The 21895-nt window shown below is 34.4% G+C and carries 14 protein-coding genes (1 of these 14 cut by a window edge); 10 read left to right on the top strand and 4 right to left on the bottom strand.

Annotation, left to right across the window (positions count from 1 at the left end; genetic code table 11):
* Nucleotides 1-962: the 5' portion of a phytoene desaturase gene (gene crtI, locus IPO86_04875; protein ID MBK9727437.1), read on the bottom strand. 523 nt of this gene lie to the left of the window's left edge; the window shows 962 of its 1485 coding nt (coding positions 1-962); it begins with the start codon at nucleotides 960-962; the stop codon falls past the left edge of the window.
* Between the two features lie 114 nt (nucleotides 963-1076).
* On the bottom strand, nucleotides 1077-3458 hold the full coding sequence (gene rpsA / locus IPO86_04870) for a 30S ribosomal protein S1 (GenBank protein MBK9727436.1): 2382 nt from the start codon (nucleotides 3456-3458) through the stop codon (nucleotides 1077-1079).
* 213 nt (nucleotides 3459-3671) lie between these two features.
* On the opposite strand from rpsA, the gene IPO86_04865 reads away from it, so the two are divergent.
* The 6 genes from IPO86_04865 to IPO86_04840 all read left to right on the top strand — a co-directional run bounded on the left by IPO86_04865 (nucleotide 3672) and on the right by IPO86_04840 (nucleotide 11590).
* The gene (locus tag IPO86_04865; protein MBK9727435.1) at nucleotides 3672-5330 is read left to right on the top strand and encodes an AMP-binding protein; all 1659 of its coding nucleotides are present in this window, start codon (nucleotides 3672-3674) and stop codon (nucleotides 5328-5330) included.
* Between the two features lie 270 nt (nucleotides 5331-5600).
* Nucleotides 5601-6323, top strand: a complete 723-nt coding sequence (locus IPO86_04860; protein MBK9727434.1) for a glycosyltransferase family 2 protein — start codon at nucleotides 5601-5603, stop codon at nucleotides 6321-6323.
* A 79-nt stretch (nucleotides 6324-6402) separates the two neighbouring features.
* Complete coding sequence (locus IPO86_04855) at nucleotides 6403-7062, top strand: hypothetical protein (protein ID MBK9727433.1); 660 nt, start codon at nucleotides 6403-6405, stop codon at nucleotides 7060-7062.
* Nucleotides 7063-7413: 351 nt separating this feature from the next.
* Complete coding sequence (gene dnaB, locus IPO86_04850; GenBank protein MBK9727432.1) at nucleotides 7414-8913, top strand: replicative DNA helicase; 1500 nt, start codon at nucleotides 7414-7416, stop codon at nucleotides 8911-8913.
* Nucleotides 8888-9664, top strand: a complete 777-nt coding sequence (locus IPO86_04845; protein MBK9727431.1) for an rRNA pseudouridine synthase — start codon at nucleotides 8888-8890, stop codon at nucleotides 9662-9664. Before dnaB ends, IPO86_04845 begins: the two co-directional genes overlap by 26 nt.
* A 378-nt stretch (nucleotides 9665-10042) precedes the next feature.
* A complete protein-coding gene (locus IPO86_04840) occupies nucleotides 10043-11590 on the top strand; it encodes a hypothetical protein (protein MBK9727430.1) in 1548 nt (515 codons plus the stop codon).
* 38 nt (nucleotides 11591-11628) lie between these two features.
* Here the strand turns inward: IPO86_04840 and IPO86_04835 are convergent, their stop codons facing one another.
* Both IPO86_04835 and IPO86_04830 read right to left on the bottom strand, forming a co-directional pair.
* The gene (locus IPO86_04835) at nucleotides 11629-12147 is read right to left on the bottom strand and encodes a hypothetical protein (GenBank protein MBK9727429.1); all 519 of its coding nucleotides are present in this window, start codon (nucleotides 12145-12147) and stop codon (nucleotides 11629-11631) included.
* Nucleotides 12148-12260: 113 nt separating this feature from the next.
* Nucleotides 12261-12440: a hypothetical protein gene (locus tag IPO86_04830; GenBank protein ID MBK9727428.1), complete on the bottom strand. Its 180-nt coding sequence runs from the start codon at nucleotides 12438-12440 to the stop codon at nucleotides 12261-12263.
* Nucleotide 12441: 1 nt separating this feature from the next.
* On the opposite strand from IPO86_04830, the gene IPO86_04825 reads away from it, so the two are divergent.
* Genes IPO86_04825 through mscL form a run of 4 tightly spaced genes read left to right on the top strand, consistent with a single transcriptional unit; the run spans nucleotide 12442 to nucleotide 21869 of the window.
* Nucleotides 12442-15768: a VCBS repeat-containing protein gene (locus IPO86_04825; protein MBK9727427.1), complete on the top strand. Its 3327-nt coding sequence runs from the start codon at nucleotides 12442-12444 to the stop codon at nucleotides 15766-15768.
* The gene (locus tag IPO86_04820; protein ID MBK9727426.1) at nucleotides 15765-19124 is read left to right on the top strand and encodes a VCBS repeat-containing protein; all 3360 of its coding nucleotides are present in this window, start codon (nucleotides 15765-15767) and stop codon (nucleotides 19122-19124) included. The genes IPO86_04825 and IPO86_04820 overlap by 4 nt, the downstream gene beginning before the upstream one ends.
* 17 nt (nucleotides 19125-19141) lie before the next feature.
* Nucleotides 19142-21412 (top strand): aconitate hydratase, encoded by a 2271-nt coding sequence (locus IPO86_04815; protein ID MBK9727425.1) that lies wholly within the window; start codon nucleotides 19142-19144, stop codon nucleotides 21410-21412.
* 55 nt (nucleotides 21413-21467) lie between these two features.
* The gene (gene mscL, locus IPO86_04810; GenBank protein ID MBK9727424.1) at nucleotides 21468-21869 is read left to right on the top strand and encodes a large conductance mechanosensitive channel protein MscL; all 402 of its coding nucleotides are present in this window, start codon (nucleotides 21468-21470) and stop codon (nucleotides 21867-21869) included.
* Nucleotides 21870-21895 lie beyond the last annotated feature (26 nt).

The raw sequence follows: 21895 nt of genomic DNA, 5'->3' as shown, positions 1-21895 counted from the left end.
TGATCTATTCGTTTATTGATGCCAAGATAAAATATCAAAGCAGAGGGTGCCATGGTGCGATCTTCCCAATAGGAATTACTATACTGCCGATACTTCGAATCTACTAATGCGGTATCTGTATGATGATAATCTGCCGTGGATAAAACAGCATCGAAATACAAGTCCTTACCAGCTATACGGATTCCATTTACTGTTTTATTTTCAATATTAATTTTCTCAACTGCTGTATTAAAATGGAACTGAACTCCTTTTTCAATCGCTATTAAATATAAAGCTTCAAATAATTTTATCATTCCACCTTTTGGATACCAGCTTCCTAAAATAAGATCTGCATAATTCATTAAACTATATAATGCAGGCGTTTCAGATGGTTTTGCTCCTAAAAATAATACAGGAAAACATAAAAGTTTACGGAGCTTGTCATTTTTAACTCCTTTGAAAACAGCCGCTTCAAGGGAACTAAACAATTCCATTGAAAATACTGACTTTAATAAACGAATACTTAAAAATTCTGAGATTTGCAATGCTGGTTTTCTCACAAATTCTTGCATTCCAACTTCATATTTATATTTTGCTTCTTTTAAAAATTTCTCCAGAAATACACTACTTCCAGGTTCAATTTGTTCAAATAAAGCATAGGTTTCATGAATTTCCGCTGGAATTTGAATTGTTTCATTTGAAAAAATAATTTGATATGATGGATCTAATCGAAGCAGTTCATAATAATCACTGGTTGATTTGCCATAATCCTGAAAAAACCGTTCGAATACATCTGGCATCCAATACCAACTTGGACCTAAGTCAAACTTAAATCCATTGCGTTCTATCATTTGACCCCTCCCTCCATAACTCGGGTTTTTTTCAAATACCGCTACCTTGCAACCTTTATCAGCCAATTCAATAGCTGCTGCCAGACCTGAAATTCCGGCACCAATAACTGCAAGTTTTAATTTTTCTGGCATAGCAATCTAAATAACCACTAATATAATATTTTGTTTAAACATTTTATAATAAATGTTAAACAAAAAAAGCCCTTGTTTTGGCAAGGGCTTTATAAATCTGATTTTCAATAATTTTTATTCTACTTTACCAGCCTTAAGACTGTCTTGTAATGTTTTCAATTCTTCCATTTTGCCTTCAGCAGCTAACAAAGATTGCTGTGGCCAGGTAGTCGGATCATGCATTTTGTAGCGGGATCCGGCATTATCCAGAATTTCTTTCAATTTTACCTGACTTGCATTCGCTAAATCTTGAAAACTTACAATACCATCAGCAATTAAAAGTTCCGCAATTTTTGGCCCAATTCCTTCGATAATTTTTAAATCATCGCCTTTTGAAGCTTTTGCAGCTTTTTTGGGTTCTTTTTGCACTTCCATTACAAGTATCGGAGCTTCCGTTTCTACAACCGGTGATTCTTCTTTTGTCTCTTCCACAACAGTTGCTTCAGGTGTTTCTTCCGCTTTAGCTTCAGGCGTTTCTTCCGCTTTAACTTCAGAAGTGGTTTCAACCGGTGTTAATGGTGGTGGTGTAAATTTAGTTCTTGCATTTTCTTGAAACTGTTCTTTCAATGCACTGAATCCTTCAATTTCACCTAAGGTCGTTGCTTCAATTTTCGATTGCGTTTTTTCAACCGCTTTCTTAACTTTTATAACTTCCCCTTCCTTTTCTTTTCTCACATTATCATCGGCTTCTTTTTTAACATCATCCAAATATTTGGAATGTGAAACCATGATTTTTTTATCGTCTCTATTGAATTCAATCACTTTCACCGTCAAAATTTCTTCCACTGCTGCTTGTGTATTGTCTTCTTTTTTCATGTGTTTTGCAGGTGAAAAGGCTTCTAATCCATAAGGTAATTGAACCGTATAGCCTCTATCATCCTTGCGCAACACCGTTGCTTCATGATAAGATCCAACTGGAAATACATTTTCAAAAGTATCCCATGGATTTTCTTCTAATTGTTTATGACCTAAAGATAGTTTTCTGCTTTCTGCATCAATCTCCATGATCAATATATCTAAGTTGTTACCAACGCGTGTATATTCTGAAGGATGGTTGAAACGTTTAGTCCAGGATAAATCTGAAATATGAACCATACCACCAATACCTTCAGCTAGCTCAACAAACACTCCATATGGTGTTAGGTTCTTAACAACTCCTGAATGTCTTGAACCAACTGGATAATTCTGCATGATTTTCGTCCAAGGATCTTCCGATAATTGTTTCAGACTCAAAGACATTTTGCGTTCATCGCGATCCAAGGTCACTACTTTGGCTTCAAATTCCTGACCTAAGAAGAAGTAATCTTTTGCATGCACTGGCTGACTGTTCCAGTTTACTTCTGAAACGTGAATTAATCCTTCCACACCGGGCTGAATCTCTAGAAATGCTCCATAATCTTCAATGTTGACAATCTTTCCTTTTACCGTAGAACCTTCTACAATATCTATTGGCATTACTTCCCAAGGATGTGGTTGTAATTGTTTTAGACCTAATGAAATTCGCTTTTTGTTTTCATCAAAATCCAATACCACAACATTAATCTTCTGATTTTTCTCCAAAACTTCATTTGGATGGTTAATACGACCCCAAGAGATGTCTGTAATATATAATAAACCATCTACACCTCCTAAATCCAGGAAGGCTCCAAAATCGGTAATGTTTTTAACAGTTCCTTCAAGAACCTGACCTTTTTCAAGTCCGGAAATAATTTGTTCGCGTTGTTCTTGTAAATCTCCTTCGATTAAGGCTTTATGAGAAACGACCGCATTTTTAATGGTTTCATTAATTTTTACCACTTTAAATTCCATCACTTTACCTACATATGCATCATAATCCGTGATTGGCTTAATATCTATTTGAGAACCTGGTAAGAAGGTTTCCAAACCATTACAATCGACAATAAGGCCTCCTTTTGTTTTACTAATTACAGAACCCTTTATAATCGTTCCATTTTTATAAGAATCCACCAAATTTTCCCAAGCTCTTAAAAGCTTAGCTTTTTTACGACTCAGTACAAGATGGCCTTTTTCATCTTCTGTTTTTTCAACATAGATTTCGATCGTATCACCTGGTTTTGGATCAAGATCCCTGAATTCAGTTTTCGCGATGAGTCCATCCGATTTATAATTGATATCAAGAATTACACTATTACCCGTTGTACCGGCAACTTTAGCTTGAATTACCTGCCCGTCAATAACCGTTCTAAAGGTGGAATCATAATCATTAATGTACTTTTGTTGATCTTCAGGAGAATAGTTTAGAGTATTTTTATTGCTAATAGACCAATCAAACTCGTCGTGAGGACCAGAATAGTCACTTGTTTCGACTAGTGTTTCCAGATCAACCGCTTCTTCTAATAGACTTACGATATCTTCTTCCTTTTTAGGAAGGGGTAACAGTTCTTCGTCTTTGATTTCAGGGTCGTTTTCTGGTATTAATTTGTTTTCGTCCAACATTTTGGATATTTTTAAAAGGTTAAGAAATAATTTTTTAGCGGCGCAAAGGTATCCTTTTTCTAGCAACTCAGCTAAATAAATTAGAATCAAGTCAAAATCATTTAAAATATGCCTTTCAAAACCTTTAAAATATGCTATTGAAACGGCTACCAGGATAACTAGAAAAGGAATTACTAAATCTGTTGTATTTTCACATTTCAAGCAAAAACCATGATGGATTCCAGACCCTGGCTTAAAAACTATCCTGAAGGCATACCTGCCAATATAAAAGTGGATACCTATCCTTCACTCCGGGAATTTATTCAGGAGTCTTTTACAAAATTCAGCAATCTTAAAGCATTTACCCTTATGGGTCAATCGCTTACTTATAAAGAATTAGATGAAAAATCAAATGCATTTGCTGCATACCTTCAATACAGAGGACTTAAACCAGGGGATCGGATTGCCCTGATGATGCCAAATTTATTACAATATCCTATCGCCATTTTTGGCGCGATCCGCGCTGGTGTGATTGTAGTCAATACCAATCCTTTATATACTCCCCGGGAAATGGAATTTGTTTTTACAAATGCAGATGTAAAAGCAATCGTAATTGTTGAAAATTTTGCATCGAACCTCGAAAAAATCCTGGCTAAAACAAAAATTGAAATTGTAATTTTAACTACCATTGGTGAACTTTTAGGTGGATTTAAAGGAGCCGTAGTCGACTTTATGGTAAAATACATAAAGAGATTAGTCCCAAAATATAAATTGATTAATACTGTAAATTTTACAACAGCACTAAGACAGGGTGCAAAACAAAGTTTAAAACCAGTTAGCATCAAATCGGAAGATATTGCTTTATTACAATATACCGGAGGTACTACCGGAATCAGTAAAGGTGCTATGTTAACGCATCGAAATCTGGTTGCCAATGTGGAGCAAATTAAAGCGGTCATTTGTTATTATTTAGAAGAGCGAAAAGAGACTACCCTTTCACCTTTACCGATGTATCATATTTTTGCATTTGCAGTGAATGTAATGGCTATGATGGCAATTGGTGCAAACACGGTATTAATTCTTAATGCCCGGGATTGTGGGTCAATTATTAAAGCATTTCGCAAACACCCAATCAGTTTAATGACTGGTGTAAATACACTTTTTAATGCGATCATGCAACATCCTGGTTTTTCTAAAATTGATTTCAGTAGTTTAAAAGTAACCGTAGGTGGTGGTATGGCAGTGCAATCGGCTGTTGCAGAAAAATGGAAGTCACTTACCGGCTGCTGGCTTTGTGAAGGTTATGGAATGACAGAAGCTTCGCCCGTTATAAGTATTAACCCAATTGATGGAAAAGGGAAAACAGGAAGCATCGGAATGCCTGTACCCTCTACAGATGTGCGAATTGTAGATGACTATGGCCGGATTTGTGGAATTCAGGAAGCAGGTGAAATCCAAGTTAAAGGACCTCAAGTTATGTTAGGGTATTTAAATCGTCCAGATGAAACTGCGAAAACGATTGTAGATGGTTGGCTCTGTACCGGAGATATTGGCATGATGGATGAAGATGGCTTTTTTAAAATTGTAGATCGCAAAAAAGACATGATCATTGTATCTGGATTCAAAGTTTTTCCGGCAGAAATAGAAGATTTAATTTCAAGACATCCCAAAGTTTTAGAAGCTGCAGCTATTGGTGTACCAGATGAAAAATCCGGAGAAGCTGTAAAATTATTTATCGTTAAAAAAGATAAAAGTCTTACGGAGTCTGAAGTCCATGAATATTGTAAAGAAAATTTAACCAATTACAAGATTCCAAAATCTATTGAATTCAGAGATGCCTTACCCAAAACAAATATAGGTAAGATTTTAAGGAGGGAATTAAGACAGATATAAAATAGTTAGGGTTCGTTGATTTACAAAAATTCATTATTATTGAATTGCTTATTTTAAAATGAAATCTTCTTCATAATATTTTTGCTATTTCTAAACAGCATCAGGTGTATTAAAAGGCACTTCTCATAAAATTGAAATTTAATTCGCAAAATGACGAATTAGAAGCCATCATTTAATTAAAAATTTCTGCTTTTATTTCTTGCAAATTGAGCAAAACCCTAATCCATCGTCGGTTTCCTAGATATATCTTAAATTTGCCGAAATCTAATTATGTCCGTTCAAACACTTTCGATTGTCATCCCAGTTTATAATGAGGAAAAAACAATCCACCTCATTTTAGAAGCCATTGCCAGGGTGCAATTGCGTGACAGCATCCAAAAAGAAATCATACTTGTAAACGATTGTTCGAAAGATGGAACCGAAGCCAAACTGCTCCAATACATCCAGGAACACCCAGAACAACATTGTCAATATTTTAAACACGCGGTCAATAAAGGAAAAGGAGCTGCTTTACATACCGGTATTAAAGAAGCTACTGGCAATTATATAATTATACAAGACGCAGACCTTGAATATGATCCCAGAGAGTATAATGACCTTCTTAAACCAATCCTGGAAGGACACGCGGATGTTGTTTATGGTTCTCGTTTTACGAGTGGTCACCCTCATCGAATCTTGTTTTTCTGGCATTCTATTGGCAATAAAATTCTGACATTCTTATCCAATGCCTGTACCAATTTGAACTTGTCAGACATGGAAACTTGTTATAAGTTGTTTAAAGCGGATATTTTAAAAAATCTGGATTTACAGGAGAAAAGATTTGGTTTTGAACCTGAAGTAACCTCAAAAATCGCTCGTATTCCTGGCATAAGAATTTATGAAGTAGGAATCTCTTACTATGGTCGAACTTATCTGGAAGGTAAAAAGATTAGCTGGAAAGACGGCTTTAGGGCAATTTATTGTATCCTAAAGTTTAATTTATTCCGCTCCTAAATCATTTAAACTAAATTTAACAGGATTTGGGAATCCTTCTGGCAAAATTTTTGTCTTACATTATATAAACCAACAATTTATGAATAAACTTATCATTTTACTTAGCTGCTGCCTGTTAAGCCAACTTACCGCTCTTGGACAAGCCCGCGAAAACAAATTACAAATGAGCCTGGGTGTTCAAAATGGAATCAGCATAACCATTCCAGATGCAGATGAAAAACTCATCGACAAGGTCTGGAAGAATTATACCAAGGAATATGGCAAACTAAATCGCAATAGAAAAGCGGATGAGGACTTTATAAATAATGCCACCATAAAATCCATTCATGGTGAAAATTCTTTTGATTTATATGTAATTACAGAAGATAACAGCCTTACTGCCTTTTTTGACTTAAAAAATGGCTTCTTGAACTCAACTGATTATCCAAAAGAATTTGCTGGGGCCAAAGAATTCATTCAAGAGTTTTCCTTTGAGGTACAACGCGAAAAAACCCGCTCCGAACTTGAAGATGAACAGGATAAATTGAAAAAACTGAATAAAAAAATGGCGAATCTACTCCAGGACAACAAGAATTACCACGATGATATCGAAAATGCTAAAGCAAAAATTAAGAAAGCTGAAGCAAACATTATTACCAACGATAAAGATCAAGATATTACCAAATCAGAAATTTCAAATCAAACGAAAATGGTAGAAAGTGTCCAAAATAAATTAAATAAGATAGGTAAATCAAACTAATACATATTAAGAAAAAAAAATTATTATTATTTTTTCACATATAATGTTGGTGTTTTTTTGAAGACACCTAAGAGAAAATGACAGCTATCATTGTCGATTATCTCATTCTTATATTAAATCTTTATCTAATAAGTCCTTGATAGCCAAATGAAAACTATCGATTCGCTTTCATATTATTGTCAAATAACATATGTATATTTGAGGCAACTATTCGCTGCAGGAGTTTTCAACAAGTTTTAAACAGGTTTTTAGTAAGTTTTAAACAATTTCTCAGCTCATATAAAACTTTTTTATTATTTGTTGTATTTTACTTTTGTACCAGTTTACAACAAGACCTAATCGAATTGCTTCATGGCCGAATCTCTTAAAGAATCTTTATCTTTTACAAAAAGTAATTTTAAACCCAGGACTCCGGATGTTTCGTCCCTGGCGTATGAACGGCTTCAGCCTCAAGCAATTGAACTCGAAGAAGCTGTTTTAGGTGCCGTAATGTTAGATAAAGATGCTATTTCTATAGTTCTGGATATCCTTAAACCAGAAAGTTTCTATAAACCGGCAAATCAAAAGATCTACCAATCTATGATCCGTTTATTTGAAACGAATCAGCCCATTGATACCCTTACCATCCGGGAAATTCTTCATAAAACTAAACTCCTGGAAGAAATAGGTGGATTAGCTTATATTCTGGAACTTGCAAATAAAGTAGCATCTTCTGCAAATCTGGAATACCATGCCAAAATAGTAGCACAGAAATTTGTACAACGGGAATTAATTAAAAATTCTACCGCAATCATACAGGATTGTTTTGAAGATACAAAAGACGTATTTGACTTATTGGATTCTGCTGAGCAAGGACTTTATGATATTACTGACAATTATTTGAGACGTGGATATGAATCTGTTGGATCCTTAGTGCGAAAAGCACAGCAACGTCTAGAAAACATGACGCATCAAGAATCTGGAATGTCAGGAATCCCAAGCGGATTTCCAGAATTGGATGAATTAACCTCTGGCTGGCAAAAATCCAACTTAATTATTGTAGCCGCTCGTCCGGGTATGGGTAAAACTTCGTTTACCTTAGCATTAGCCAGAAACGCTGCAATGGATTATAATACACCTGTTGCCTTGTTTTCACTGGAGATGAACAACCTCGAATTGGTGAATCGTCTAATTTCAATGGAAGCAGAAATTGAAGGTGGTAAAATGCGAAATGCTAAATTAGATGATGAAGATTGGACTAAACTCAATCAATCTATTAATAAATTAAGCGATGCACCTATATATATTGACGATACTCCTTCCTTGAATGTATTCGAATTAAGAGCTAAATGTCGTCGACTTCATCAACAATATAAAATCGGAATGGTGATCATCGATTATTTACAATTGATGACGGTAGGTTCTAATGATAAAAAAGGTAGTAGGGAACAAGAAATTTCCACCATCTCAAGAGCACTTAAAAGTTTAGCAAAAGAGATTAATATCCCGGTCATCGCATTATCACAATTAAACCGTGCAGCAGAAACGCAAAGTAAAGAAAACAAAAGACCTCAATTATCCAATTTAAGGGAATCTGGAGCAATCGAACAAGATGCAGATATGGTTATGTTTATTTATCGACCAGATTATTATGAATTGGAAAACACCTTTGAAATGCCAAAAGGTTATACAGAGCTCATCATTGCAAAGCATAGAAATGGAGCTACAGGTACTGTAGGCATGAAATTTATCGATAAATTTGCTAAATTTGTACCACTCCAACAAAATTTTGATCCATTTGGAAGTGTTGCTACACCCAACGTGATCATCAAACAATCCAAAATGAATGATGAAGAAGACATTCCGTTCTAAAAGAAAAGAACCTATTCCACCCCCTTCCTTTGATATCCATTACAGGCTCAATAAATACATTGCTCATTGCGGAATATGTTCGAGAAGAGAAGCTGCCGCATTAGTTAAAGCAGGCAAAATTAGTGTCAATGGCGCAGTGTTAGACAACCCAGCTTATGAAGTCCAGCCTGCTGATAAAGTAAGCTATCAGGATAAAATTGTTCAACCTTATCATAAAGCGGTTTATCTTTTATTAAATAAACCTAAAAACATCATTACTACGATGGATGATGAACGAGGACGAAAAACAGTATTCGATCTTATCAAAGATGAAATTAAAGAACGGGTATTTCCTATAGGCAGATTAGATCGAAATACTACGGGCTTATTATTAATGACCAACGATGGCGAACTTGCTCAAAAGCTTGGCCATCCTTCTCATCGAATGAAGAAATTATACCATGCCGTATTAGATAAAAACATCACCAAAAATGATCTGGAAAGAATCATGGAAGGTGTTATTTTACCAGAAGATGGCAAAGCCCTGGTTGATGGTGTCGATTATGCCAATGATAAAAAAAATGAAGTCGGCATTGAATTGCATGTTGGAAAGAATCGAATTGTCCGCAGAATTTTTGAGCATCTCGGTTATCAGGTTGAAAAATTAGATCGGGTATATCTTGCCGGACTTACCAAAAAAAATCTTCCCCGAGGTCGGTATCGACATTTGACAGAAAAAGAAGTAATTCAATTAAAACATTTAAAACATTAATTGAAACATTCTATAGGTAAATGTATTTGAATTGATTCGTAGTATTAATTCCAAACCATTGGCCTTAGCTCCGAGAACATTTTAAAAACCATATCCATAAGTAAGGATCAACAAATCAAAGATTTTTGTCTGGAGTCCGAATAAGTTACCACAATTCAAAATAATTGCGCAGTATTAAGAAACATGGAAATCACTCCTTAATACAAGACTAAAGCCAGGCTTTAATTAACAATGCTAAAATGTGCTTCCACCTGCAAGTTATTCTATACATTCGCAAACAAGTAGTAACAATAAAACGCAGATCATTTGCCACCTACCTTGAAATTCTTTTATAATTCTCTTGTTTTCAATTTTAAGCAAAGCAGGAATCATGTAAAAATGTATCCGCTACATTATCTGCTACTAACTACCATTCTAATTACAACAAGTCTGAAATTTAGTTTGATCGGCTGTGGATTTTTAGCATTCCCTGATGAAGCGCGATATGTTGAATCTGCAAAAGCATTAGTAGCATTTTCAGAATTTAAATTTCGTTTGGCAATAAATGCAATTTTCTCCACCCAAGGCAGGCCAGGAGAAGCCATTCTAAAAATATTCCCAAATGGAATCCAATATATTACAGCACAAATTTTTGATTTGAACTACTACGAAAGTAAAAATTCCAGTCCATTATTTATATTCAATTTCAGTATTTATTGCTTCCTCCTATTCGTACATTATAAAATATCAAAACTTTTATTGAGCGATCTATGGCTCTCTCTGATAAGCGTTTTAGTATTCAGTTCATTAATAAACTCTTATCTATATATCAGACATGCGCTTCCCTATGATTCCAGCTTATTAATTTTATATGTCTGCATTTATAAAACAATTGTCTATACCCAAAATGAAGCGCTTTCAATAAAAAAATCCATTTTGCTAGCTGCGTTTTCATTCTTAGGCTTTTTAGTTTATCCCGGGTATTTTGTATTATACATTTACAATTTTTGGCTATTCCTATTCAATACTATAAATAAGCAAACATTAACAGCCAGATTAATTTATGGTTTTTACTTTATTTTAACTTGCGTATGTTGCCTCCTATTTGTTGAAATATTTGCAAGACTCGGAAGTCAATCCTATCTCCAGGAAGCCTTAAATTTATCAAAGACAATTACGCAAGGTTCCTTTGATGAATCCTTTTCGTTTTTACAAAAATATTTAATAGAAGTTGAAGGACCAGGTGGCATTATCTTATTAATAGGATTGTGCTTATATTTTATACTCATTCTTAAAAAAATAATTTCCGGAATTGACAATTCTAAAAAGTATACCGAATTCATTTTTATTCCCTTAATCTTGCTGTTTTTAATCTATGCCTATTTTGGATTTTATCAAAATAAAGTATTGTTTTATGGTAGACTAATACATCAGTATATTCCTTTTGTTTGTATTCTTTCCGTCTATTCAATAAATGAAATAATAGGCAAGTTTAAATCAATTCAAAAATTTGTTTGGCTTTTACTTTCTTCGGTGTTCATTTTAAACTTTGCAGTTTGTTTTAAAAATTATGCATCCATAAGTTACCCAAGAGACATTTATTGGAGCTTGTACAATTCCCAAATTGTAACAGCGCTGGAAACTGTTTGTGAATACGAAAATGCTTGGTCAAAAATTCCTGCGTCAAAAGAAATTAGAATGAAATCAAATGATTTGCAAAGCAAGCATGAAACACAAAATATTCTGGCTATAAATCTATGTTACTTTTATCCAGTAAATGATCCAATTAAGTATCACCCATTTATTGTTGATAAAAATTATAATTTAATAAATTCCTGGCCTCATTTCCTAAATTTCAAAGCGTATCAATTTGAAGGGTTCAATAAGTTAGAGCGTCAAAATCTGGACAGCTTTAACTTTCAAATGAAAATTTATGCTAAACAGTAAGCATTTTAGAATTAAAATTTCAACAGAAAACTTTATAATTAATTCCTAAAAACATCAAATTGAACGATCAAATAATGTTCCGTAAGTGAACCTGGAATCGCTCGTACATTGAATTCTAATTTAAGTATAAACTCAGCTTGCCGAATAATGTCTTTTACATTTGCAAGACCAGGTAAAAAAATCAATTCGTCCTGGCTGCCAATAATTTCATATAAATCTCCTATCTGTAATATTCCACCCGGGTCTTGAAAATCATATACACTAACATGGGCTTCTACGAAATTTTCATAATTTAAATTATTGCCAATAGCTGGTGACAAGATTACAGATCTTGGTCGAACCATTCTGATATCGGAATCTTCGAGGTTGTTTGCTTTTAAAAATTGAATCCAGGAGGAGGCAATGTTTTTTTCAAATACGTGCGTAAATAATGGATTCGCATTTGCTGGCAATTCAAGGCTCATCCGATATTCCAGTTGAAAATCTCCTACTTCTTGTTTTGAACAAGATAGAAATAGGGATGACAGGATTAAAACAAATAAACTGAGTTGCTTCATAATTCAAAGATACAAACGAAGAAATCAAGGTTTCATTATCGAATCTTGTACAAGAATTGTATTGACCACTAAATTTGTCAATAGCATGACTAGTGGAGTCAAAAATGATTCTTTCACAATGATTTAATAGAGTCTCTTTGCATATCCAAATAAGCCTGAAGTAGATACTCATAAGGCAATGTAGAGGAGTCTTTCAAACCGGTCCTGCATACATCCTTTGGTTGTCTCGAAAACCCAGCGTATTTTGCAGTCCAATCAATTGAAAACGAATCATTTATATAAATTATTTTCATAATGAAAAAAAATCTAATAATCAGCACTTTAAGCTGTATTGGATTCCTGTTTTGTTGTAATATGGCCTGCAAAAAAAGGTCTGATCAAAAATTGGAAGGACCCCTATTTAGCCTTTTAATGCCTAAGGAAACGGGCATTGATTTTGCTAATCAGATCACCGAAACCCAGGAAGAATACATATACAATTTTAATTATATTTACAATGGCGCTGGTACCGGGATTGCCGATTTCAATAATGATGGATTACAAGATGTCTATTTCGTTGGAAATCAGGTTCCAGATAAATTGTATCTTAATAAAGGAAACTTAACATTTGAAGACATTTCTGAAAACGCTGGCATCGCAAAAAATGAAGGCTGGAGAAGTGGAATTACAATAGTTGATATCAATAATGATGGATATCAGGATATTTATATTACACGCGGTGGTTTTAAAAATGATCCTGTTAAAAATCGAAATTTACTTTTGGTAAATCAAAAAAATCTAACATTTAAAGAAGAAGCAGCAATTTATGGTATAGATGATCCAGGGTATAGTATAGCGGCAACTTTTTTTGATTATGATAATGACAATGATTTAGACTTATACCTTACAAATCGCCCTGACCATTGGGGTATCAATACAGAAGAATTAGTTAAAGCAAAAGAATTACAAAAAACAAAAATTGATCCATTGACTTCTCATCATTTATATCGCAATGATGGCATTAAATTTATTGATGTATCCAAAGAAGCAGGCATTTATCCAAGTTATGCATACGGTTTAGCTGCCATTGCAGGAGATATTAATAAAGATGGTACTCAGGATTTATATGTTGCCAATGACTTTATTGAAAATGATTACTTCTACATTAATATGGGCAATGGTACGTTTCGAGAAAGTGCAAAAGATGTTTGCAATCATGTACCTTATTATGCGATGGGTGCGGATTTTGGAGATATCAATAATGATGGCTTAGAAGAAATATTCGTTGTTGAAATGCGTCCGGAAGATTATAAGCGCTCCAAAACTGCTATGCCACCAATGCAACCGGAATTTTTTTATGACCTTCGAAATCGCGGATTTGCAGATCAATACATGCATAATGTTTTACAATATAATCACGGAAATGGCTTCTTTTCTGACATTGCACAAATGGCAGGAATTGAAAAAACGGATTGGTCGTGGGCAGCTTTAATTTTTGATTTAGATAATGATGGTTTTAAAGATATCTATGTAACCAATGGGTATCTCCGAGATGTATATGACCGTGATGGAAATATTACAATGGATAGTATTTTGAAGAAAAGCGATAACTATGTACATCATCTTGAAGATGCACTTAAATATTTACCCTCTGTAAAATTAGTGAATTACATTTTTCAAAATAATAAAAGCCTGCATTTTAAAAAAATGATGAAAGAATGGGGTATGGATCAAACTAGTTTTTCAAACGGAGCAGCATTTGGAGATTTGGATAATGATGGAGATTTAGATTTGGTTGTAAATAATATTAATGACCCGGCTTTTGTATATCGAAATAATTTGAATGAACATAAAAATTATTTACGGATAAAACTGGATGGCCCTGAAACAAATCGAACAGGCATCGGAGCTAAAGTGACGATTCATACTGGCGACAAAATTCAATATCAGCAATTCAAAACCTTTAGAGGCTATCTTTCTTCTTGCGAACCCTTTGTACATTTTGGACTGGATGATATTACACAAGTTGATCTTATAGAAGTTGAATGGACAGATGGAAAGGTTCAGCAAATAAAAAACACAAAAGCTAATCAGCTGTTGACCATTCGTTATATAAATTCAAACGTAAATTCAAATCCAAAACCTAAAATAAATCCTCAATTTGAAGAACAAACTGAAAAGACAATAATTCCTCCATTTTTTCATCGCGAAAATAATTTTGATGATTATTATAACCAAAAATTACTTCCGCATTCTTTAAGCAAAACGGGTCCACATATTTCCGTTGCCGATATAAATCGTGATGGAAAAGAAGACTTTTATATTGGGAAAGCACATAATCAAGCAGGTCAGGTTTATATTCAAACAAATGAAAACACATTTACACCTGTAAAAAATTCAGCCTTTGAAACGGATATAAAATACAAGGATTACGGTTCGTGCTTCTTTGATGCAGAAGGAGATGGCGACCTGGATTTGTATGTTGTTTCCGGTGGAACAGAATTTTCAAAAGAACATCCAATTTATCAAGATCGACTTTATCTTAATGATGGTAAAGGAACTTTTTCTAAATCTGAAAAATCACTACCAAAAATAAGCTCGAGTGGATCCTGTGTAATTGCAGCAGATATCGATGGTGATGGAGATATAGATTTATTCAGAGGCGGTCGTTGTATTCCAGATCAATATCCATATGCGCCTGATTCCTATTTATTAGAAAATAACGGAAAGGGTATTTTTACGGATGTCACCGATCAAAAAGCCTCCGGCTTAAGAAAAATTGGAATGGTAACTTCTGCAGTTTGGGCTTCCTTAAATGGAGATAAAAATCCCGAGTTAATTATAGTAGGAGAATGGATGCCGATTACAATTTTTGAAAATAGTGGAGGCGCGCTTACGAAAGTCAAACAAGATAAATATGGTTTAAACAATACAGAAGGTTGGTGGAATCGAATTGTTACTGCAGATCTGGACCAGGATGGTGATCTCGATTTTGTTTTAGGTAACTTAGGAATGAATTACAAATTCCATGCAAGTGTAGAAAAACCATTTCAAATATATTGTGATGATTTTGATAAAAACGGAACTTTTGATATTGTATTAGCAAAATATAATGGCGGACAAATGGTCCCCATACGAGGACGCCAATGTTCTTCTGAACAAGTTCCTTCGATTGCAAAAAATTTTCCCAGTTATAATTCTTATGCAAATGCAAGTGTCCATGATATTTATGGAGAAGGTTTAAAAACATCGCTTCATTATGAAGCTAAATTGTTTGAGAGTATAATTCTGAAAAACAATGGTACAAGTTTTGAAATTATACCCTTACCACTGGAAGCTCAATTTTCAACAATACAAGGAATTGCAATCGAAGATTTTGATCAGGATGGTATATTAGACCTGGTTCTTGGTGGTAACTTATTTCAGGCTGAAATAGAAACCACCAGAGCGGATGCTTCCATTGGCTTATTTTTAAAAGGCACAAAAAGCAAGGCTATGTTTTCAGTTATTCCAGTATTGCAATCTGGTATTTTTATACCCAATGATATTAAAGATATAAAATCTATTCGAAGTAATAATCAAATACATTTTCTCGCAAGTGCAAATAATTCTGCGCTCGTTTTTTTCAAAAATAACAAATGAATATTAAAATTTTAAGAAATAGCGATTTCCAATGGATGCTTTTTGGACTTGTAGGAATGTATTTTACAAGTTGCAAAAATGACAATACCATAAACCTACCTGGAAAATTATTTTCTCTAAAAACACCCCAGGAAACAGGTGTTCAGTTTAACAATAAACTGACAGAAACCAAGGAATTGAATGCTTTTAAATTCAATTATATGTATAATGGTGCTGGTGTAGGTATCGGCGATATTAATAATGATGGTTTACAAGATCTCTATTTTGTTGGAAACCAGGTACCTGATAAACTGTATTTGAACAAAGGCAATCTAAGGTTTGAAGATATTTCAGAGTCGTCTGGAATTGCTGCTTTTGGAGGATGGAAAAACGGAATCACTTTTGTAGATATAAACCAGGATGGTTATCTGGATATTTATATTACCAGAGGTGGATTTATAGATGATCCAAATCTAAATTCAAATTTATTATTTGTAAATCAAAAGAATTTACAATTTAAAGAAGAAGCCCGTTATTATAAAATCGATGATCCTGGATTTTCTATAGCTAGTTCATTTTTTGATTACGACAATGATGGTGATTTAGATTTATATGTAAGCAATCGTCCAAACAAATGGCCCATTAGTGATGATGAAATAATAGAGGTAAAACAGAAACAATTAGAAAATATTATAGACCTTAAAACAACCGACAAATTATATCGGAATAATGGCGACTTTACATTTACAGATGTCAGTAAAGAAGCTGGTATTTATCCAAATTATGGTTATGGTTTAAGTGTTTGTACCGGAGATGTAAATGATGATGGTTGGGATGATATTTATGTAGCGAATGATTTTGCAGAACATGATTATTTTTATGTAAATTTTGGAAATGGAAAATTCCGACAAAGTGTTCAGGATGTTTGCAATCACGTTTCCTTCTTTTCTATGGGCAGTGACTTTGGTGATATAAATAATGACGCGAAAGATGAAATTTTTGTTGTTGAAATGAGACCGGAAGATTACAAACGATCTAAAACTTCCATGCCACAAATGCAACCCGCATTTTTTGAAAAACTTAAAAACGAAGGTTTTGCAAATCAGTATATGCATAATATCTTACAGTATAATCACGGCAATGGATTCTTTACGGATATTAGCCAATTAGCTGGTGTAGAAAAAACAGATTGGTCCTGGTCTGCTTTAATCTATGATTTGGATAATGATGGCTGGAAAGATCTATATGTTACCAATGGATTTAAACGGGATGTATATGATCGGGATGCCCAACCAAAATTGGGTGAATTCATGAAAAAAAACAAAATCGACAATTTTCAAAAAGGATTAGAATTATTACCGGAAGTAAAATTGGTCAATTATGTTTTTCAAAATCAACAAAATCTTCGTTTTAAAAAGGTGATGAAAGATTGGGGTATGGAAGAACTTAGTTTTTCAAATGGAGCAGCTATGGGAGATTTAGACAATGATGGTGACCTGGATATTGTCGTAAATAATATTGATGATCCCGCATTTCTATATGAAAATCGAAGTTCAAAAAATTTGAATTATTTGCGAATTAAAGCAGAGGGTTCTGAGAAAAATAAATTTGCATACGGTGCAAAAGCATACCTATATTATAAAGATCAAATGCAGTATCAGCAATTACGGGTTAGTCGGGGTTATATTTCAAGTTGCGAGCCTATCTTTCATTTTGGATTAGGTACAGAAACCATCATAGATAGTGTTAAAATAATATGGTACGACAAAAAAGAAAGCCTCTTAGTAAATGTAAAAACAAATCAAACGATTACTATAAAATATCAAGAATCAAAAGCGAAACAGGAGATTTCAAATCCCATTGCATCGCTATTTATGGAGTCCACCCAGGAATCCATTATTCCTCCTTTTTTTCATACTGAAAACAGATTCGACGATTATCATTCTCAGCAATTATTGCCCCATCAACTAAGTCGTATTGGTCCATTTATTTCTGTAGCCGATGTAAATGGGGATGGTCTCGAAGATTTTTATGTCGGAAATGCTCATGGCCAACCCAGTGCACTGTATATTCAAAATACAGAAAATAAATTTCAACTAAAAGTAAATCAAAATTTTATTGAGGATCGGGATTATGAAGATATGGGATCTGCATTTGCTGATATTGATGGGGATCAAGACCTTGATCTTTATGTTGTTTCAGGTGGCACAGAAGCAGCTGAAAAAAATGCTATTTATCAGGATCGAATATATTTGAATGATGGTAAAGGAAATTTTAAAAAAGCAGTAAATGCATTACCGATCACAACATCCAGTGGTTCTTGTGTTGCGTTTTCAGATTATGATGAAGATGGTGACTTAGATTTATTCAGAGGAGGTCGAACAATACCAGATAAATATCCATATGCTCCAGTCAGCTATTTATTTGAAAACAATGGAAAAGGAAGCTTTACGGATGTAACAGATGTAAAAGCAAAAGACCTCAGAAATTGTGGCATGGTGACCTCTGCTGTATGGGCACCATTGGATGGCGATTCAAAACCCGAGTTGATCGTTGTAGGGGAATGGATGCCCATTACTGTTTTTGAAAATCAAAATGCAAAATTAATTAAATCAGATGCAAAAAAATACGGAACTGAAAACACGGAAGGTTGGTGGAATCGAATTGTTGCCGAAGATTTAGATAAAGATGGTGATCTCGACTTTATGGTTGGAAACTTAGGATTGAACTATAAATTTCATGCGAGTCCTGAAAAACCATTTCACATATTTTGTGATGATTATGATCAAAATGGAACCTATGACATTGTATTGGCTAAATTGAACGGAAAGCAAATGGTACCTGTCAGAGGCCGCCAATGTTCATCCGAACAAGTGCCGGAAATTGCCAAAAAATTTCCAGACTATAATTCTTTTGCAAATGCAAATTTAAGTGACATTTATGGAGAAGAAATTAAAAATGCATTGCATTATGAAGCTAAATTGTTTGAAAGTGTAATTATAAAAAATAATAAATCACATTTTGAAATAATTCCATTACCCATGGAGGCACAATTTTCAACTATCCAGGGTATCGTTTGTTATGATTTTGATAATGATCAAAAAAATGATATCGTAATTGTTGGAAATCAGTTTGGTTCAGAAATTGAAACAACAAGGGCGGATGCCTCTGTTGGGTTATTTTTAAAAGGAACAAAGGATCCATTTAATTATAAACCTTTATCTGTTCAAGAATCCGGAATCTTCCTCCCAGATGATGTAAAAGATCTTAAAGCCATTCAAGTGTCTAATAATAAGCATCTTCTTGTTGGATCAAATAATTCTGCTTTGTTGTTTCTGAAGAATCAATTAATATTGCGGCAAAATCCTAAAAAATAAATTTGTTTATGGCAAGTATTCCTTTTGATATTGAAATGTTAAAAACACATTATGCAAATTTTTCAAGAAAAGTAGCGGAAATACGCAAAAATCTTGGAAAACCGCTAACACTAACAGAAAAGATATTATATACCCATTTACATCCTGAATCCAGCCTAAAAGAATACAAACGCAGTAAAGATTATGTCTTTTTTGCACCCGATCGGGTAGCGATGCAAGATGCCACTGCACAAATGGCCTTACTCCAATTTATGACCTGTGGCAAGTCCAGAACATCCGTACCAACGACTGTTCATTGCGATCACCTAATCCTTGCAGAACATGGGGCAAGTAATGATTTAGCAACTTCGAATATTGTAAATGAGGAAGTTTTTAAATTTCTTGAATCTATTTCAAATAAATATGGCATTGGATTTTGGAAACCTGGTTCCGGAATTATCCATCAAATCGTTTTAGAGAATTATGCATTTCCAGGTGGAATGATGATCGGAACAGATTCGCATACTCCCAATGCAGGAGGCTTAGGAATGATTGCAATAGGCGTTGGAGGTGCAGATGCAGTAGATGTCATGAGTGGAATGCCCTGGGAACTAAAAATGCCTAAATTAATAGGAATTCACTTGAAAGGTAAATTATCTGGTTGGACCTCATCCAAAGATGTCATTTTGAAAGTAGCTGGTATCTTAACTGTAAAAGGTGGTACTGGTGCTATAGTAGAATACTTTGGTGAAGGTGCCCGTTCACTTTCCTGCACTGGAAAAGGGACTATTTGTAATATGGGTGCTGAAATCGGTGCAACGACTTCTACCTTTGGTTATGATGAATCTATGGGTCGTTATCTGCGAAGCACTGGCAGAAAAGAAGTTGCTGATTTATGTGATTTGATCGCAACGGAACTTACTGGAGATGCTGCATGTTATGAAAATCCTGAAAATTATTTTGATCAGGTCATCGAAATTGATTTAAATACATTAGAACCTCATATTAACGGACCCTACACACCAGATTTAGCATGGCCATTGTCTGAATTTGCAAAGGCTGTACGAGAAAATAATTATCCCGAAAAATTAGATGTTGGACTTATTGGCTCTTGTACCAATTCATCTTATGAAGATTTATCAAGAGCTGCTTCACTAGCACAGCAGGCTGTAAGTAAAAAACTTAAAGTGAAGTCAGAATATACCGTTACTCCAGGCTCTGAACTTATCCGATATACTGTTGAACGAGATGCTATATTAGAACAGTTTGAAAAAATGGGTGGTGTCATCTTGGCGAATGCTTGCGGACCCTGTATTGGTCAATGGAAACGCCATATGGATGACCCGAATCGAAAAAATTCAATTATCACTTCTTTCAATCGAAATTTTTCTAAACGGAATGATGGCAATTCAAGTACGCATGCTTTTGTTGCATCTCCAGAAATTGTGACTGCATTAGCCATTGCTGGCAGCCTGACCTTTAACCCGATTACAGATTATCTGACAAATGAAGAGGGTCAATTAGTTAAACTGGATCCACCAATTGGCGTTGAACTTCCTGTCTTTGGATTTGAAGTGAAAGATGCAGGATTTCAAGCACCCGCATCAGATGGGCAAAATGTACAGATTGTTGTAAATCCAACAAGTAAACGCTTGCAATTATTAGCACCTTTTGAGCCAATCCTAGAATCAGAATTAAAAGAAATGCGCATCCTGATTAAAGCCAAAGGAAAATGTACCACCGATCATATCTCTATGGCCGGACCCTGGCTTGAATTCAGAGGACATCTAGAAAATATATCAAATAATTGTTTTATTGGTGCCTTGAATGCATATAACGGAGAAAGTAATCGTGTATTAAATTTAACCAATAATGAATATATGGCAGTTCCGGATTCTGCCAGACTTTACAAAAAAGAAAATATAGGTACTGTGGTATTTGGAGAAGAAAATTACGGAGAAGGTTCATCTCGGGAACATGCAGCTATGGAGCCAAGATATTTGGGTGTAAAAGCAGTGATCGTAAAATCATTTGCCAGAATCCACGAAACCAATTTAAAAAAACAAGGAATGTTGGCTTTGACATTTTTAAATCCTCAAGATTATGATAAAATTCGTCAAGATGATCTTGTTGAAATCCAAGGTCTTCAGAATATGACTCCAACCAGTACATTTACGGTTATTCTGAAACACTCGGATCATACTCAAGAAAATTTTGAAGTAATACATACTTATAATCAGCAACAAATTCAATGGGTACAAGAAGGTTCTGCATTAAACAAAATAAGAAGAGAACTATCCGCTTCATAATTTCATTATATTTGAATTAAAGATGATTTTGAAAAGCTTCTTTAAATATTAATTTATGATACAGGAATTCAAGAAATTTGCAATACAAGGGAGTCTTATTGACATTGCAGTAGGTTTAGTAATGGGCGCAGCGTTTGCAACCGTAACCGGTGCTTTCGTTGATGGTGTATTTATGCCTATGATGGGCCAGTTATTTCAAATTGGTGATATGGCTCAGGCAAAATGGGTACTAGCACCCGCTATATATGCTCCCGATGGTAAAATTGAAACTGCTGAATCTGCGGTCCATTATGGCAAATTCATGTCTACGCTAATTAATTTTATTATCATTGCATTTGTCATGTTTTGGATAGTGAGAATCGTCAATCGCTTTAAACGTGACCAACCGGCGGCTCCGGCAACACCGAGTCAAGAACAATTATTAACGGAAATCCGCGATCTGTTAAGCAAAAAGTAATTGAAGATTTATTTATTTCTTAAACA

Source organism: Saprospiraceae bacterium, from assembly GCA_016717265.1.
Taxonomy (GTDB): domain Bacteria; phylum Bacteroidota; class Bacteroidia; order Chitinophagales; family Saprospiraceae; genus Vicinibacter.
The sequence above is the reverse complement of the archived record's forward strand: the minus strand, read 5'-3'. Positions and strand labels throughout refer to the sequence as shown.

Bases quoted from the DNA above. Each gene is read 5' to 3' on its own strand.
- rpsA (MBK9727436.1), bottom strand. From the start codon at position 3,458: ATGTTGGACGAAAACAAATTAATACCAGAAAACGACCCTGAAATCAAA.
- IPO86_04865 (MBK9727435.1), top strand. From the start codon at position 3,672: ATGGATTCCAGACCCTGGCTTAAAAACTATCCTGAAGGCATACCTGCC.
- IPO86_04860 (MBK9727434.1), top strand. From the start codon at position 5,601: ATGTCCGTTCAAACACTTTCGATTGTCATCCCAGTTTATAATGAGGAA.
- IPO86_04855 (MBK9727433.1), top strand. From the start codon at position 6,403: ATGAATAAACTTATCATTTTACTTAGCTGCTGCCTGTTAAGCCAACTT.
- dnaB (MBK9727432.1), top strand. From the start codon at position 7,414: ATGGCCGAATCTCTTAAAGAATCTTTATCTTTTACAAAAAGTAATTTT.
- IPO86_04845 (MBK9727431.1), top strand. From the start codon at position 8,888: ATGATGAAGAAGACATTCCGTTCTAAAAGAAAAGAACCTATTCCACCC.
- IPO86_04840 (MBK9727430.1), top strand. From the start codon at position 10,043: ATGTATCCGCTACATTATCTGCTACTAACTACCATTCTAATTACAACA.
- IPO86_04835 (MBK9727429.1), bottom strand. From the start codon at position 12,147: ATGAAGCAACTCAGTTTATTTGTTTTAATCCTGTCATCCCTATTTCTA.
- IPO86_04830 (MBK9727428.1), bottom strand. From the start codon at position 12,440: ATGAAAATAATTTATATAAATGATTCGTTTTCAATTGATTGGACTGCA.
- IPO86_04825 (MBK9727427.1), top strand. From the start codon at position 12,442: ATGAAAAAAAATCTAATAATCAGCACTTTAAGCTGTATTGGATTCCTG.
- IPO86_04820 (MBK9727426.1), top strand. From the start codon at position 15,765: ATGAATATTAAAATTTTAAGAAATAGCGATTTCCAATGGATGCTTTTT.
- mscL (MBK9727424.1), top strand. From the start codon at position 21,468: ATGATACAGGAATTCAAGAAATTTGCAATACAAGGGAGTCTTATTGAC.